Here is a 14,893-nt window from a genome sequence, read left to right as displayed (position 1 = left end):
CCGTTTACCAAGATCGGTGGATTTCGGATGCATCACCAAACCCCTAATACTTTTAAACAATTATCACGTTCTCGTGATCAAACGCTCAATCCTCCCAGGTGAGAATGCGGAACCCTTCCGGCACGGAGGAGATATGGAGTTCAACGTCGGATCTCCGTTCGCTGCGCGTTCCGTCCTTACGCAAAATGGCCGCGACAATGGTGACATCACGGGGAGGCCGCCTTTGCTGATTTCCTTCCGAACTGCCCAAAGCCGTTAGTGCGTGCCTCACGACGGGATCGGCCAGATCGAAACTTGGATTGTCGCGATTGTAGAGAGAAAGATGAGGCGCTAACTTCTCGAGCAGATCAGGCGTCATACCTAGAACTAAACCGAGCTCGTCGATGCTGGCGAAAGGCGCTCCGGCAGGGGCATAGGTGAGACCGGCTTGCTGATAGGCAGGAGCCTCGAATCGACCTTGGGTATCGGGTGATCGCCAGTCCAAGATTGCTTCGGCAACCGACGCCGCATCCATTTGCTGAGCACCTACTTGTTGTAGGAGGGCCGACATCAGCGCCGGCGAGGCGATATTGGGATTCACCCTGCCACCGAGGTCGGTGATCTCGACCGTCGCCAAGCCGTCCGGCAGCTTCAGCCGGTATGTTATGCTGGCGGTGGGCATAACCGCCGCCGCCGGACTCAAAAGGTCAAAGATCGCCCGATATACGATGCCGTCTACTTCGGCCCCGAGAGCCGCCGCATTGCGAAGATTACTGGCGATCTCCATCTCGCTACGCCCCTGCCCGACAATTCGCGAAAATAGAAGTGACAGCAGGACCATCGTCCAGAGAACGATGAGAAGAGCGAAGCCTCGCTGCGATCGCGGAACGATGTCGATTTTAGTCACGGCCCCGTTCTCAGCGCTCGACGGATGCGCTGCTGCGGATCGTCGAGTCCCGGGGTGTCTAGACCGTTCAGCTCAGCGGGAACGCCTGCCGCGTTGCGCAGTTGGTCTTGCAGATCGGCCGTGAGCGCCTGGGCATCCTGCTGATCGTAGAGCACATGTGGAGTGATCAGGACGAGAAGCTCCGTCCTGGTTCGTTGGTTGTTCTGAGTGCCTGCTAAAAGCCCCAAGATAGGGATGTCCTTCAGGAACGGGATGCCCGAGCTGCTCTTGCTCAGGTTGTCGGTGATAAGGCCCGCCAGGCCAACGGTCTGCCCATCCTGCACCACAACTCGCGACGTCACATTCCTCTCAGAGAAAGTCGGTGACATGATGCCCGTGGCGGAGGTCGGGATAGCGGTATTGATGGCACTCACCTCCTGCGAGATGTCCAACGTCACAAGCCCACCACTGTTGACGCGGGGGGTCACATTCATGATTACGCCCGTCGGCTGATAATTCACGCTGTTGATGACAGAGGAGTTCGCAAGCGTACTTTGGGAGCTTGAGGTTAGGTAGGGCACTAAATCGCCGACCTGAAGATGGGCGGTTTGGTTATCGAGGACCAGCAACTCGGGAGATGACAGGACGTGAACGGTGGTGACCGCTTGCAGCGCCTGTAGTGCGATTGGCGCGCCGCCACCACCGTTGCCGGCCAAGATGAAGCCGGGAAATGTTGTAGCCAATACGGTATTCCGCGGGATGGCACCCAGAGGCTCGGTCGCGGCAGTAGTGTCGAGTATCGCGTTCACTCCGCCCGATCTGAAGAAGAACTGCGTGCCGTACTGTAGCTGGTTGTTTAGTGTCACTTCAGCGATCGTCGCGTCGATGCGGACCTGCAGCGGAAGAATGTCGATCTTGTGCAACATCGCATCAATCGCCTCTTCTTCCTGCTGAGTCGCATAGGTGAAAACCGAGTTGTTCTGCGTGTCTGGGATGATCCGCAGCGTGTTCGTGTCGGTTGTGCCGCCGCCGGAATCAAGGCCGCCGAGCAGCGGATTTGACGCAGTTGCCGTCGGCGTACCGCCCCCGTTGCTCGAGGAACCGCTGTCTGTCGGACTGGCGCCCGAGGATCCCATGATGCCGCCCCCGCCTCCCGCCGTCAGGGGATTGCCGCCTCCGATTCCCGAAGAGCCTGCAAGGCCATTCAAACCGTTACTGGTCGTCCCCGCGCCCCCGCCGCTCCCGGAACCTGTGCCCGTGCCAACTCCCGCATGTGCTGAAGCGCCTGAGCCACTTGCGTCCTGGTTCGGCGTGTTCTCACTGGGAACGGCTGTCACATTGTTCGGTGTGAAAGCCTGTTGCAAGACGTAGGCGGCATCATTCGCTTTGGTATCCTGCAGGTAAAAGACATGCCAACTTCTCACCGTGAGCCGCTGCTGTCGTTCAATCAGATCATAAACCCGCCTCGCTTCCTCGATAAGTTGAGGTTGCGATGCCACCACCAAAACAGATCCGATGCGTTCCATCGGCACAACGCGGACGACATTTGCGAGGCCACTTCCGCGAGCGCGCAAAGCGTCCTGAAATGAGATCGCGAAATCATTGGTGGAACCTTGCGGGGCGGGCAACAGGATATACGATTGGCCCGCAAGCTCGTCGATGTCGAAGGCCTTCGCCAACGCACCGAGCGTCTCTCGCGCCTCAGAACTACCGCTGATCAGCAGGCTGTTGCTGCTCGGGTCCGCGACGACCTTTGCATCCTGCCCTACGAAAGGTTGCAGAACTCGTGCTAGGTCCGGCGCCGAGGCGTATCTGAGAGGCAGCACCCCGCCGCCCGCCATGGCGTCACCTGCAGAGAGCGAGGTCGTGGCGGCGGCGACCTTGGTGGGCACGACCTGGTAGAAGCTGCCGGATTGCACGAGTGCCGCACCGTTCTGCGCCAAAAGCGCCTGCAAGATTTGCGGGAGTTGGATTCGAGCGACAGGAGTGACGGTATGCAAGGTTCCGCTGCCGTGGACTGCCGGATCGATGGAGTAGTTAAGTTTCAGGATTGAACCGAGAATCTGAGCAACTATCTGGCGGATATCAGTATCAGTAAAATTGAGAGAAACATCGCCACCCGTCGCACCCGGCGCATTTGCCGGCAAAGTCACGGCGGCCGGCGTCGCGTAGGAAACGCCGGGCGTTGGAGGAAGATCGGTCGCTCCCAACGCGCCATTCACCCGCGGATCGAACCGACTGCCGGAGGCGAGCACCGGGCGCGCCAGCCTCTGGGGAGGAAGATCGGCCTGCGCTGTACACCCAGCGACAAAGAAGGCGGAGGCGATTGCAGCCAGACGTCTCAAGGTGAAGCTCCAAGTCCAGATTGATCCGGCATGCGTGGTGCTACCTCGAGCTGATTCCCCGAGGGGACTTCGACTTCGTCAGGGTGGGCAATCAGTCCAAGGGGCCTGCCCGTCAGGCCTCTCAAACTAGCGAATGGCGAGGGCGCCTGGGATGTCGACGGTATTGAGGCCAAGGACCCTGAAGGTGACACGGCCGTGGTGCCCGTCGATGGGGCATTGGACTTGAAAGTGGGTTCGATTATCCGTGGTCCGCTAGGCCCGATCAGGAGCACGCTGCCGTCACCGATCGACTGCACCAGAAACCCGTCGAGATGAGCCCCGGCCGAGACAACCGTCTCAAGGTTGTCTTTAGACTCGAAGATGGCTGATCGACCTATGGGCGTAATGACAATTCCGGAGAGGCGCGGAATGCCCGAGTGCGATTCCTTCCGCACATCGGATTCAGGCGGCCTCCGGGAGGGCTCAAAAAGTGGGCGGCCGAGCGAGGTCGAAACCAAAGCCTGAGTCTGATCTGCAGCCGCGCCCAGCGTTCCCGCAATGGCCAGATGCTCGAAGGGGACCCGATGCGGCCAAGAACGGGCCAAATATGGCGCCGGCCCCAGCTCGATCGCGATAACGCCGCCCAAGGCAATTGCTACAGCACCAAATCCGACGATCACGCGTCGGGTCACGATGAGGTTCCCGCCCGGAAAGCAAGGATGGTAAGGCTGACACTGAGCGGGACACCATGGAACTGGCCGATGACCGGCGCCGCATCAAGCTGCAGATCATCGACCAGAACGCGCGGTTCGGCCGTGTTCAGTTCCTGGAGGAAGCGTATGAGCGACGGCCATGATGCGGTGAAACTAACCCTCAGCGCGATGCGGCGGAAGGCAGCACGCTGAGCAGCCGCTAGTGTCTCCACGCTCGCCAAGGTTAATCCGGCCGTGTGCGCAAATCGCTGAATTGTCTGCTGCAGCGTCGCACCGGCGACGGCGTCGCTTGATGCATCGAAAACGATACCTCGCGGCGATGAAGCGCCACGCGCCGCCCGCGCTTCGTCGAGCAGGGTTGGCACAGCCCGCACGATCATCTCCATATGCTGTTCCAGCATTGCCTGCTGCATCAGGGCTTGAGCCCGGCTATCGTACCAGCTGATTAAGGGAACTGCTATGCCAAACCATGCGGTGGCAAGCAGCAGGATCGTCACGCTGATTGCCAGGAACTGGCCGCGCCGTCCTGTGGGCAGCAGGTCGATCATTTGACCGCGGTCTTCACTGTTGGGGTACGAGCTCTGCACGGATGACGAACAGGCTCCCACTCCCACTCGGGGCCGTCATCACCGGTGCTGCAAAACTTGGTGTGTGAATCTCGGTATCGCGCGACAGTGCAGCAATAAGAGCGGCGGCATCACCGGACTGACCAGTCAGACCCAAGCTTCTCTGCGACAAATTAAGCGCAGTCAAAAATGTGTTGTCCGGTAGAACTTTGGTGATAGTCGCAATCGCATCGAGCGGCCTGCCGACTTCCGCCTCTTCCGCTTCGAAAACCTCACTTCCCGCGGCTTGGCCAGCGATTCGCTTGCGGAGCAGCCGCACTTCCGAGACCTTTGGCTGCAGCTCCGCAACACGCTGATCGAGTCGATCGAGGCGCAATTGCTGCCGAACAAAAGGCAAGACGAGCGCGACAATCACCAGAGCAGCGCAGGCACCGACAGTGCACCGCAGCACAGGGCGCTCTAGCCTCTGTCGTGCCGGCGTCCTGACGGAGAGAGGGAGGCGACGGAGGTCGCCGTAGAAGCCATGGCCTTCTACCGCGGCCAAATGCAACCTCGCCTTCTCGAGCTCGGTCCGCAGCACGATCAGAGCGGCGCGGGGAATCAGAAACAGCCTCACCAACAGCCGGGAGCGGTTGCGGTCGCGATGCTCGATAACCCAATCCCAAAAGACTTCGCTCTCGGAAAAAGGCGTCACACGATCGATCTCATACGCGAGTACTCGCCCGATATGAGCCTCGGCCGTCGCGGGGACGGTGAGACGATGTTCTAAGATCCGACCGTTCGGAAGGCGAAGCAGTATGTTCCGGCGCCGCCTTGTCGTGCCGCAAGCACGCCGGGCCGCGGCGAGACCTTCAGGAGAGCAGGCGAAGTATCCAATCCCTGTCTCGCGGCCGCGCCGCCTGAGGCTGAGCCTGAATCCGCCGGCCCCAAACGAAGTCGCCTCAGGCTCCTCCGTGGGCTCAAGAATCACCACCGAACGCCATCCTCCACGGCTGGCGAGAGGCGCAGGCACGAGGCTCCGCATCTGCTGCGCCCACCATGTGAAGATCGTGTCGGCCATATTTTACAAAGTCTTTCCTACAGAGTCGGACCTCCTTCCTCCCCAATCAGCTTAAGAGGCAAGGTATTTATTTACGCGCCGTCACGCCGTCTAGATGCACTCACGGGCGGCCCCGCTGGGTCGCCGCGACGATATCCGGCCAGGCTCTGCCGCTGCCGGCACGAAAGACGATCCGAATCCTGACGAGGGCAGGCACCTCCGCTTTGTCCCAACGGCCGCGCCAACCTGCCTCTCCGGACCGCGACCAATAGCTAAAGACGACATGGTCGACCTGCTCGAGCAGTACAGTGTCGACAACCGCCGGCGGCGTGTTGGGCAGGGCATGAGTATAGGGCGACCAGCGCATCAGCAGGCGATTAGTCCCGTCAACCAGCAACCTGACCTCCGCGTCCCGGCTGCCCCATGCGGCCGCCGCCTCTGGCAGCTCTGAGGTAAATTCGAAGCTGTCGGGTGTTCCGGCGATCGCTGGCGCATCATGTGCGGTTCCGGGATTGATCTGCTCAATCAGCTGACGCAAAGTGCGGTCTACCGCGTCTAGGTCGGCTTGGCGGTAGGTGAGCCGTGTTTGCCGATCATAAGCTGCAACGCCGAAGCGCATCCCCTGGGCCAACCCTAAGACGAGCAAAGCGAGTACGACAAGCGAGGCCAGCACCTCAAGTAGCGTGAAGCCACACTGCTTCCAGGCACTGTGGGTGAAGACGCATTTCCGTGTGCGGTCTGTCACGGGGATAACCGCGGAGTTGGGCCGATTTTCTGGGAATGCAAAGCAACCTGTCGCAGGCCGCCATCCATCGACCAGGCTATGCTCACATTGATCTCGTAGATCGCGATACGCGATGCTTTGCTGGCTCGGTCCAACCCGCCGGTTCGGATGGCGATGCTCGTGGTTTCCTCTGGGCGAATGCTGATCCGCCAGTGAAACCCGCTACCATCAACACCTTGCGTCGTGCTGGTTACTAGCGGGCTGCCAACACCGAGCACAGCAAGGTGAGACCGTGCGCGGGAGACCGCTTGTATGTAGTGAGCAGCAAGGCTCGCTGACCGCATGCCAGTGACGGCGCCGGAGAATAGAGCGGTGAGTGCGAGAGTGGCGATGATCAGGGCCACGAGCACCTCAAGCAGAGTAAAGCCCGTCTCGCTGTTATGGCGCATTGGCGAGGCTCACTCGGCCAGTTAGCCAATCGACAATCACCCGCATCCGACTCGCGCCTGCCACCAGCAGCACCTGCCCGCCAGAGGAGCTGCCATCTGGCGCGAATCGGATCATAGCGATGGTCCGAGGTCTCGTGGTACCGACCGTCGTCATCGCCAACACGACCTCCTGCGGCGGATTTATCGTTGCCGCGTTGTCGATGCCGTAGGACCGGCCTGCGGAACCGATTCGGAAACTTGTCACGCGATCCGTCGCGATGGACTGTGAACGGGCGCGGTTAAGCGTTTCGGCGACATCCGCGGCGGAACTTCGCAAATCGAAGCCAACGCTGCGGGTAGGTCCGCGCGAAACGAGAATTCCGATGGCGAGGCCAAGAATGGCTATGACGACGAGAACCTCGATTAGCGTGAAGCCCGCCTCGCCTGGGCGCCGCAACCACCCTCGACTCTCAACCTGCAAGGTTGTTCAGGCTCAGCATCGCCAGGACGAGGGAGGATACGATGCCGGCCACCGCTGCGCCCATCACGATCGTGATGCCTGGGACCAAGAGCGAGACTAGGCGTTGAATTTTAAGGCGCGTTTCCTCCTCATGTATGTCGGCTGCGCGCAGCGCCAGCTGGCCAAGCTGAGCGGTTTCCTCGCCGAGACGCAGAAGATAGATCATGCGCGGCGGGAAGATGCCCGCCTCCGCCAAGGGACGCGACAGGCCGGCGCCGCTCTTGGCATTTATCGTCGCAGCGTCCACGGCTGCCACCGCCGCAGTGTTGCCAATTGCTTCTCGGACGATGCCGAGCGCGGCGATCAACGGTACGCCGTTAAGCATCAATGTGCCGAAGGTCCGGCTGAATCGAGCGGCTAAAACCTCACGCGCCACGGCGCCCACAATCGGCAGCCGCAACACTAGACTGTCGGCCAGGAAGCGCGGACCCGGTCGCGTCAATGCTTGGCGCAACAATAGGCCAAGTGTCGCCAGCGCCAGCAACGCATAGAGGCCGTATGCCGAAACGGCGTGGCCCGCGGCAATCAGGAACTGCGTTGATGCTGGAAGCCGGGCGCCGTTCTGCGCGAAGAGCGGTACGAATTCCGGCAAGACCGAGGTCAAGAGAAAGGCTACGGACCCTGTCATAGCGACCAACAGCAGAGCAGGGTAGATCATCGCGGACCGAATCGAGGAAGCAAGACCACGCTCGCGCTCCAAGACGACCGCCAGACGTTCAAGCGTCGCCGCAAGGGTCCCGCCTGCCTCGCCCGCGCGGACCATCCCGACGTAAAGACGCGGAAAGCTGCGCGGTTGGCGGCCCATAGCGACGGCGAGTGAAGATCCATCCCGCACTGCATCCCGAAGCTTCTCGAGCCCATCCATGACGCGTTTGTTGACCGCCGTTTCGGTCATAAATCTCAGCGCGCGATCCAGATCCTGGCCCGCGCCGAGCATGATCGACAATTCACGCGTCAGATTGGCGACTTCCTGCCGCCGGAAGCTCCCGCGGACAAACTCGAAGCTTAGGCGACCCCAAAAGGATTCACCCCGGTCTAACTCCGTCCGAACGGGAAGGTGCCCGTCGCGCCAAAGCTGCTGAATGACGGCTTCTTTGTCTGCCGCCTCGATCACGCCGCGCGCTGTTTTCCCGGCGGGATCGATCGCGACATAACGGTAGGCTGGCATCCTCAGCGCTTGTTCAAGGTCGGTGCGTCTAAAGTATCGCATCCGACGATGTCAGAGTTCCAGGAGAGGATGCCGTAGATCAAGCCCTGCCCTCCTCATCCGTCGCCGCTCAACGTCCGGACCACTTCCTCTATCGTCGTGGTGCCGATCAGAGCCGCAGCAAGTCCGGCCTCCAGCATCGTCACCATGCCAGCTGCGACCGCTGCTCGCTCGATCTCGGACTGGTCCGCGCGCGCAAAGATCATCGCCTCTATATTCGCGTCGGGCGATAGGAATTCGGCCACCGCGAGCCGACCGCGATAACCCGTTTCCCGACAATGGGGACAGCCAACAGCCCGCCATAACCAAACTGCCTTGCTACCACAACGTCGTTCCAGATCGAAGCGATCTACAAGTTCGCGCGGTGCCATCACCCTGGTTCGGCACGCCTCACACAGCCTGCGTACCAGGCGTTGTGCTAGAACGCCCCGCAGCACGGCAGTGATGAGATAGTCTTCCAGACCCATGTCGCGCAGGCGGGTGATGCTGGAGGCTGCGGAATTCGTATGCAGCGTGGACAAGACCAGTCGGCCGGTCAGCGCGCCGTTTACGGCGATCTGCGCCGTTTCAAGATCCCGGATCTCACCGATCATGATGACATTCGGATCCTGCCGCAGAATGGAGCGTAGGACATGCGCGAAGGTCAGTCCAATCAGCGGCTTGATCTGGGTCTGCGTGATGCCCGGTATCTGATACTCGATCGGATCTTCGACCGTGGCGATTTTACGCATGATCGCGTTGAGCTCGATGATTCCCGTATAAAGTGTGGTCGTTTTTCCGCTGCCGGTTGGTCCCGTCACTAACACAATCCCATTCGGAAGGTGCAGTGCTTTGCTCAACCGGCTGACGACAGCCGGTGCGAGCCCCAGGGCTTCATAATTCAACGAAACCGTGCCGCGATCCAGGATGCGCAGAACAACATTCTCGCCGTGCAACGAGGGGATGGTGGATACGCGGAGATCGATATCCTGTCCGCGCACGGCGAGCTTGATGCGACCGTCTTGGGGCAGCCGGCGCTCGGCGATATCAAGCCGCGACATGATCTTGACGCGGGAGATGATCGCCGGAGTCAACCGGGCCGGATGTGAATCCACTTCGTGCAAGACACCGTCATGCCGATAGCGGACCCGTAGGCGATCCTCGAACGGTTCGAAATGAATGTCAGAAGCCCGCTCCTCGACCGCCCGGGAAATGATCTGACTAACGAGGCGGATGACCGGCGCTTCGCTCGCCAAATCTTTGAGTCGCTCCGCATCCTCTTCTATATTATCGCCGTCGGGGTCGCTCGGTGCGCCCTCGCCATCCGGGGCGACATTCGGATAGATGCGGTCGAACGCCGCTTCTAATTCGATCGGGACCGCCACCTCCAGCACCACCGGCAGGCCAACAGCGGCGGAGATCGTCGCCGATGTGAAGCGATCGAGCGGGTCGGAGACGGCGAGCGTGACGTGATCCGCCTCTACGGCAATTGGAATAGCTCGGACATAGCGTAGGAAGCGGCTGCTCAAGCGTTCCTTGAACAGCGGTTCCGAAGGGAAGCGGGCGGTTTCCGCGACACGGATGTCGAGCAGCTCCGCATAGGCATCCACGAGTCCGCGTTCCGTAACAAGGCCAAGCTTGATCAGGACGCGATCGAGCCTTTGTCCACTCTCGGTCGCAATACGCCGGGCGCGCTCCATCCCGCGAGCGTCGCAATCACCTCGCGCGATGATGATCAGCGACAGCTTGTCGAGACGCTCGTCGTGATCGGGATCCAAGGGCGGAGCGCTCGGTGGAGCGCCAGTGCTCGAGAACCGCCAGGGCAACATTTTCATCGCGGCGACGTTGGCCTCCTGTCCGGGTATCACGTTAGGCGGTCTCCGGGGGCGACCGTTTGCCATCTTTACGGCTGAGACGCTCAATCAGAGGCAGGTCATAGACGCAATTCTAGCCGAGTGTTGCTTTCGCCGCGATCCGCCGCCCTCATTATCCGCCTGAGAGACCGGAAAGCTATGATCCACTGCTTGCGAGCACGAAACTTTGACCCCGCGCCCGGTTTTTGCTCAACCCACTGCCGCCTGTTATGATGGCAAGTTCGACTGGTGCGGCAAGGACGAGAACGTGATAGCCTGGAGAATGTTGCTTTACGCTGGCCTGATAGCCGCATCCGCGAGTAGCGGATGCGCTGACCGGCAGTCATCGCCTGGCTATTGGACCGCAACTTCCCTCAAATTTATACAGACGACCTGCAGTAGTCAGATAACCGATGGCTCGAGGTTATTTTTCTTTGAACCAGCCGACATCAATGCGCGTTGTTTCTATTTCCGAGGCCCGTTTGAGGTTTCTGAGTGGCTGACGACCACTTCCGCCTTCGTCTATTCTAATAAAATCTTGGTGGACGATATTGGGACTATCTCCTCGCGCGTAGTTCCCGGGGGGCTCTTCATGGGTGAGGCACCGTTTCCCTTTCAGGGTCTGGACGGTCGCTTGCGCACGGTCTATCGCCTGCGCAACCTGCACGTCCGCCCAAAGGGTGAGGTTGATTGAGCGGCGACAAACTTAGACTTGCGCCGAGTTGACCGAGGCTAGAACGCCGCTGCCGCGTGGTCCGGGCGACCTTTCCGATCTCGGCGAACCAGTCCAATCCATCCGAGAGCGGCGGCGGCCAGATGATCCTCTTCGCCGCCTCTGCTGATATTAGACTTGGACATCCGAAAAACGCTCCTCGAAATCGCCAGTTCGCGTTCACGCCTCTCGGCCGAGGACGGCACGCGGCGTTAACGGATTCCCAAGGAAGCCGTGCGCGTCTACCAAACGTATATCGCCCTCAGCCCCGGCCTAGAACCTCGCCCATGATCGCAGCGACGTCGTGGCGGTTGAGGTTCCCATCGGCGCCCAGCTCGAACGTGCAGTAGAGGAGGCTGTCCTTCATTGAGGCGATTAAGCCCGAGGCCGAGCCCTCAAGTTAACCCAAATAGGCTTGTGACGGAGGATGAGCCATGCCTATCGCCGGGACTGACCGCTTTAACGCCGCGCACGAGGCTGAGGAGCCTTTGGCCGTTTGGAACGAATTTCGAGTCGGCAACTTAACCCGCAGCCATCGCGACGTGCTGATCGTCTTGACAACGTATCACCCGAAACCTGACGAACCACCTCAGCCACCAGCTGCCGCTGTCGCGCCATCTGCAACGTCAAAACGGTCAGCAGAGCCCTTTCTGCTGAACGTCACCTTGGGTTGGTTCCGTGAGAGGCACGGCCCAGTCATAGGTCGGGCTTCAATGGTTGGGTCTAAGGGCAATATCCCGAACGTCAGCTTTCCAAAGACGTCTAATCGCGTAAGGTATGCCTACTGAGCGGGTTTAGCAAAGTGCATTGCAATAGTCTTCCAGGCCGAGGGCGTCGGTTCGATTCCGGCGACCCGCTCCATTTACTCCGGAATGTCACTCCAAATGCCCCGTGGCTTTACCGGGACAAACCACGCAGTCAAAGCCGTCTGCAGAAGTTGCGGCCACAGGCCAATTCTAACCTTAGAGGGGCTGGCCGAAACACGCCATGCCGATACTCTGATCGCTTACCTGCCGCTGCTATGGTCGGCCTGCGGGTCACGCTAGGTCGGGTTTGCTCGTTTCAAAATTCGGTTCGGGATATCGGTTAGGTTTTAGTCTAGCCGACGCGGCGCAAATGCAGCTCACCACAGCAAACGCGGCCCGAACTCACATCGCCGCGGTCGCTGAGCGGCCGAACCTTGTGAACCGCCAAATCAAGAGCGTTAAGCGGCCCATTGATATCTTGGTCGGCCAGCTCGCCAGATCGGGGTCCGAGCCGGGGCAAGAGGCCGAGCAGCGCGACGCGCCAATCCCGCGCTCCTTGCCGGGGGTAGGAAGGATCGTCCTCGCCACGCTGCTCACGGAGGCTCATCAAGCATCAAGCCATCCGCGCACGAAACTATCATGCTCTCAGAACCTGACCGGGGTCGCGCCGGTCACGAAACGAAGTGGCTCTAGTAGCCTCGGCTTCCGATGGTAGACGACCGATCTGTTGTTGCGTCATGCCTTGTGGCCGAGCGCATAAGCGATTCATGACTTGCCAACCCCGGCCGGGCCGATCACCAGCACATCTGTTTGCGGTCGATCCAATAGCGGGCGGCCAGTTTCTGCAACAACGCCCGGTCGAAGCCACCGGCCGCGGGCAGGTCGACATCCCCGACAATTGCGTCCTGGCGCAGGGCGGCGAGCCGCAGCCGTGCCACGAAGCCAGACCAGGTCCATAACGGCCTATAGGGTAGACGTACTCAACCCTCATCGCCCGGCTGTGAGCTTACTCTTATGCGTGAAGGCTTCCTCGCGGTGGTGCGATGACCAGCTGTGCAGAATGCAAGCCGGATATCGTTACCGCTTTTGTGCAGACTACCAGCCGCGGCATTGCATCCAGGGTTGTGCAGATTGTCAGCCTCGGTCGCTTGACCGGCGGCTTCCTCCGCGCCGATCCCTGCGAGCCGCACAGCTGGGCGCCGAGTGCAGATTACCAGCCTCAACGATTGTGCAGATTCTCAGCCGCCCGATTCGGGCATGTCACCTGACAAGCGCAGCTTGAATCACTAAAAATCCTGCGTGCATCTTGTCAGCCGGTTTTGAGCAGATTACCAGCCCAACGGCCAAAATACACAGGAGTTTGTCAGCCGAATCGATTTGCACTTTGCTGCAAAATCAGAAGTCTACGGGATGGTTTCCCCAGCAGATTGTCAGCCTACTTACTAACTACTCCAAAAAAACCTTTACTAGAACTCGGCTGACAATCTGCACGGGCCGACGGCTGGTAATCTGCACATAGACAGGCTGCTTCAGGTCAAACACATGTCACTCAGGATGGTGCTGATGACAAAGCCAAAGGCTGATCAGATCGATCTCTTCGCCGGCCGATCTGTACATGAACTCGTGGAGGCGCACACGAGCCGCGACCTCCTGAAGGTCGCTTCTAATCACATTCGGGAACCTGGTCGCAACTCTCCGATCGACATCCTCTCTGGCAGACGGGGTGCTAGGACTATCAAGTCTGCTGCTGTTCGAGCGGAGAAGGCTCTGGAATTACAGCTTGGGGACAATCTCCCAGCTGACGAACTACGTTCGTATGCTTACGCAGCTTGGGCCCACGCAGGCCTTCCGCGACGTGACTTGAAAGATTCGATGAAGCGTTGGACCGTCCAGACTGATTACGCGACGCTGACGGTTTCGCCTGGTACCCGGCGGCTTGCCGAAGGCGGGGAAGCCGTACCAATTGGCGTACCCTTCGGTTCCTACGCCCGGTTGGTCCTGCTAGACTGGCAGTCGGAGGCAATCCGGAATAACAGCCGAACCGTCCACATTGGCAAATCCATCACCGATGCCCTCCGCCGCATGGGCTTGCCCCACGGCTCCGAAGCCATGCGGCTACTCCAGGAACAGACTGAACGGCTGGCAGTCTGCACGATCTCTTTCTCGCTCGAGAGCGGCGGCCGTGGCCTCTACCTCAACCAACCCGTAGTCGAGTCAGCCGAATACAGTTACGGGCGGGGAAATAAACGCTTCATCGAATCGGTGACACTTTCACAGGGCTACTATGAGCAGCTTCTTCGCAACCCCGTCGTTCTCGATCCTGCGGCTATCGTTGACCTTCGGGACTCCCCGTCAGCGCTCGACATTTACACCTGGCTCGCTTGGCGGCTCCCCGCCTTAAAGGGGGAGACCAAGATTGGCTGGGTCGCCCTCAAGGCACAGTTGGGTAATGGGGCAGCCCTGATGAAGAACTTCAAGCCGCATTTTCGGGAAAGTCTGATCGCGGCACATTCCGTTTACCGGGAGGCGAACCTCGAACTCACAGAGACCGGACTGACGCTTCACCCCTCTCCGCCTCCAATGCCGCAGAAGCGCCTCACTCGCGCGTAGGCTGACAATCTGCACAAAGCCGACGCTGATGTTCGGCTGATAATCTGCACATGCAGGCCCTCAGATGGTCCCATGCAGCACCTCAGACGCCCGATCGCCACTGGATTTGCAGTGCAGGCCGCCGTTAGCGGCCTCGGGGCTCCTGGAATTGATGCCTACCCTTGGGAGTTTGTGCAGATTACCAGCCGCCTCAGGCCGCCGCCGGCCTTACAAGTCAAGGCCTCAAGCGCATCAAACGAAGCCGCTAAGGTCTCAAGAATTATGGGATCTAGGACCGAGAACTGGATTCGGGAAACTCCACCACCGCGGCAAGCGTCGGTGCCCGCCGGGACCTCGCCGCAAGCTAGAAATTCGAAGCGGTAGGTTAGGCCCCGGGGACTTAATTGTCTGCATCCTAGCGCGGCGATCCAACCAATCTGCCAGACACCCGGCTAATTGGCGACGCAGGGATCCCGCCTTGTCCCCTCCCCTGTTCTTGCCGGTAGCTCCCGAACATATCGTCGTCGGGCGACCGCGGTTAGCCGATCGTGTGCTGCTGTGACAAGCTGGCGCTCCGCTCCTGCGCCGTCTCATGGCTTCTAGAGAGCGCACGACATGGCCGCGTTAT

The 14,893-nt window shown here is 60.1% G+C and carries 12 protein-coding genes; 1 reads left to right on the top strand and 11 read right to left on the bottom strand.

Annotated features, from left to right (window positions below):
• Positions 1–85 precede the first annotated feature (85 nt).
• From GSQ83_RS03840 to GSQ83_RS03790, 11 genes are all read right to left on the bottom strand, one after another.
• Positions 86–886, bottom strand: coding sequence for a general secretion pathway protein GspK (locus tag GSQ83_RS03840; protein ID WP_158801561.1), 801 nt, complete (start codon positions 884–886; stop codon positions 86–88).
• Entirely contained in the window at positions 883–3,210 is a 2,328-nt protein-coding gene (gspD, locus tag GSQ83_RS03835; RefSeq protein WP_174246619.1) for a type II secretion system secretin GspD, read from the bottom strand. The genes GSQ83_RS03840 and gspD overlap by 4 nt, the downstream gene beginning before the upstream one ends.
• A gap of 667 nt (positions 3,211–3,877) precedes the next feature.
• On the bottom strand, positions 3,878–4,450 hold the full coding sequence (gene gspM, locus GSQ83_RS03830; RefSeq protein ID WP_158801560.1) for a type II secretion system protein GspM: 573 nt from the start codon (positions 4,448–4,450) through the stop codon (positions 3,878–3,880).
• 13 nt (positions 4,451–4,463) lie between these two features.
• On the bottom strand, positions 4,464–5,528 hold the full coding sequence (locus GSQ83_RS03825) for a PilN domain-containing protein (protein WP_158801559.1): 1,065 nt from the start codon (positions 5,526–5,528) through the stop codon (positions 4,464–4,466).
• 100 nt (positions 5,529–5,628) lie between these two features.
• Positions 5,629–6,252, bottom strand: coding sequence for a prepilin-type N-terminal cleavage/methylation domain-containing protein (locus GSQ83_RS03820; protein ID WP_158801558.1), 624 nt, complete (start codon positions 6,250–6,252; stop codon positions 5,629–5,631).
• Positions 6,249–6,680, bottom strand: a complete 432-nt coding sequence (locus GSQ83_RS03815; RefSeq protein ID WP_158801557.1) for a prepilin-type N-terminal cleavage/methylation domain-containing protein — start codon at positions 6,678–6,680, stop codon at positions 6,249–6,251. Before GSQ83_RS03815 ends, GSQ83_RS03820 begins: the two co-directional genes overlap by 4 nt.
• A complete protein-coding gene (locus GSQ83_RS03810) occupies positions 6,670–7,116 on the bottom strand; it encodes a GspH/FimT family pseudopilin (protein WP_158801556.1) in 447 nt (148 codons plus the stop codon). The genes GSQ83_RS03815 and GSQ83_RS03810 overlap by 11 nt, the downstream gene beginning before the upstream one ends.
• A gap of 13 nt (positions 7,117–7,129) precedes the next feature.
• Positions 7,130–8,347, bottom strand: a complete 1,218-nt coding sequence (locus tag GSQ83_RS03805; RefSeq protein ID WP_158801555.1) for a type II secretion system F family protein — start codon at positions 8,345–8,347, stop codon at positions 7,130–7,132.
• Positions 8,348–8,442: 95 nt separating this feature from the next.
• Positions 8,443–10,143: a GspE/PulE family protein gene (locus GSQ83_RS03800; RefSeq protein ID WP_254065483.1), complete on the bottom strand. Its 1,701-nt coding sequence runs from the start codon at positions 10,141–10,143 to the stop codon at positions 8,443–8,445.
• A 1,885-nt stretch (positions 10,144–12,028) separates the two neighbouring features.
• A complete protein-coding gene (locus GSQ83_RS03795) occupies positions 12,029–12,283 on the bottom strand; it encodes a hypothetical protein (RefSeq protein ID WP_158801554.1) in 255 nt (84 codons plus the stop codon).
• Between the two features lie 187 nt (positions 12,284–12,470).
• The gene (locus tag GSQ83_RS03790) at positions 12,471–12,614 is read right to left on the bottom strand and encodes a hypothetical protein (protein ID WP_158801553.1); all 144 of its coding nucleotides are present in this window, start codon (positions 12,612–12,614) and stop codon (positions 12,471–12,473) included.
• 934 nt (positions 12,615–13,548) lie between these two features.
• Here GSQ83_RS03790 and GSQ83_RS03785 point away from each other — a divergent pair.
• Entirely contained in the window at positions 13,549–14,286 is a 738-nt protein-coding gene (locus GSQ83_RS03785) for a replication protein RepA (protein WP_158801552.1), read from the top strand.
• Positions 14,287–14,893 lie beyond the last annotated feature (607 nt).

Origin of the sequence: Acidisoma sp. L85 (assembly GCF_009765865.1) — a bacterium.
Taxonomy (GTDB): Bacteria; Pseudomonadota; Alphaproteobacteria; order Acetobacterales; family Acetobacteraceae; genus Acidisoma.
Note: the sequence above shows the minus strand (reverse complement) of the source record. Positions and strands in the feature narration are given on the sequence as shown.

Excerpts from the sequence above, each read along its gene's own strand:
- gspM (WP_158801560.1), bottom strand. The coding sequence starts at position 4,450 with ATGATCGACCTGCTGCCCACAGGACGGCGCGGCCAGTTCCTGGCAATC.
- GSQ83_RS03825 (WP_158801559.1), bottom strand. The coding sequence starts at position 5,528 with ATGGCCGACACGATCTTCACATGGTGGGCGCAGCAGATGCGGAGCCTC.
- GSQ83_RS03815 (WP_158801557.1), bottom strand. The coding sequence starts at position 6,680 with ATGCGCCATAACAGCGAGACGGGCTTTACTCTGCTTGAGGTGCTCGTG.
- GSQ83_RS03805 (WP_158801555.1), bottom strand. The coding sequence starts at position 8,347 with ATGCCAGCCTACCGTTATGTCGCGATCGATCCCGCCGGGAAAACAGCG.
- GSQ83_RS03795 (WP_158801554.1), bottom strand. The coding sequence starts at position 12,283 with ATGAGCCTCCGTGAGCAGCGTGGCGAGGACGATCCTTCCTACCCCCGG.
- GSQ83_RS03785 (WP_158801552.1), top strand. The coding sequence starts at position 13,549 with ATGAAGCGTTGGACCGTCCAGACTGATTACGCGACGCTGACGGTTTCG.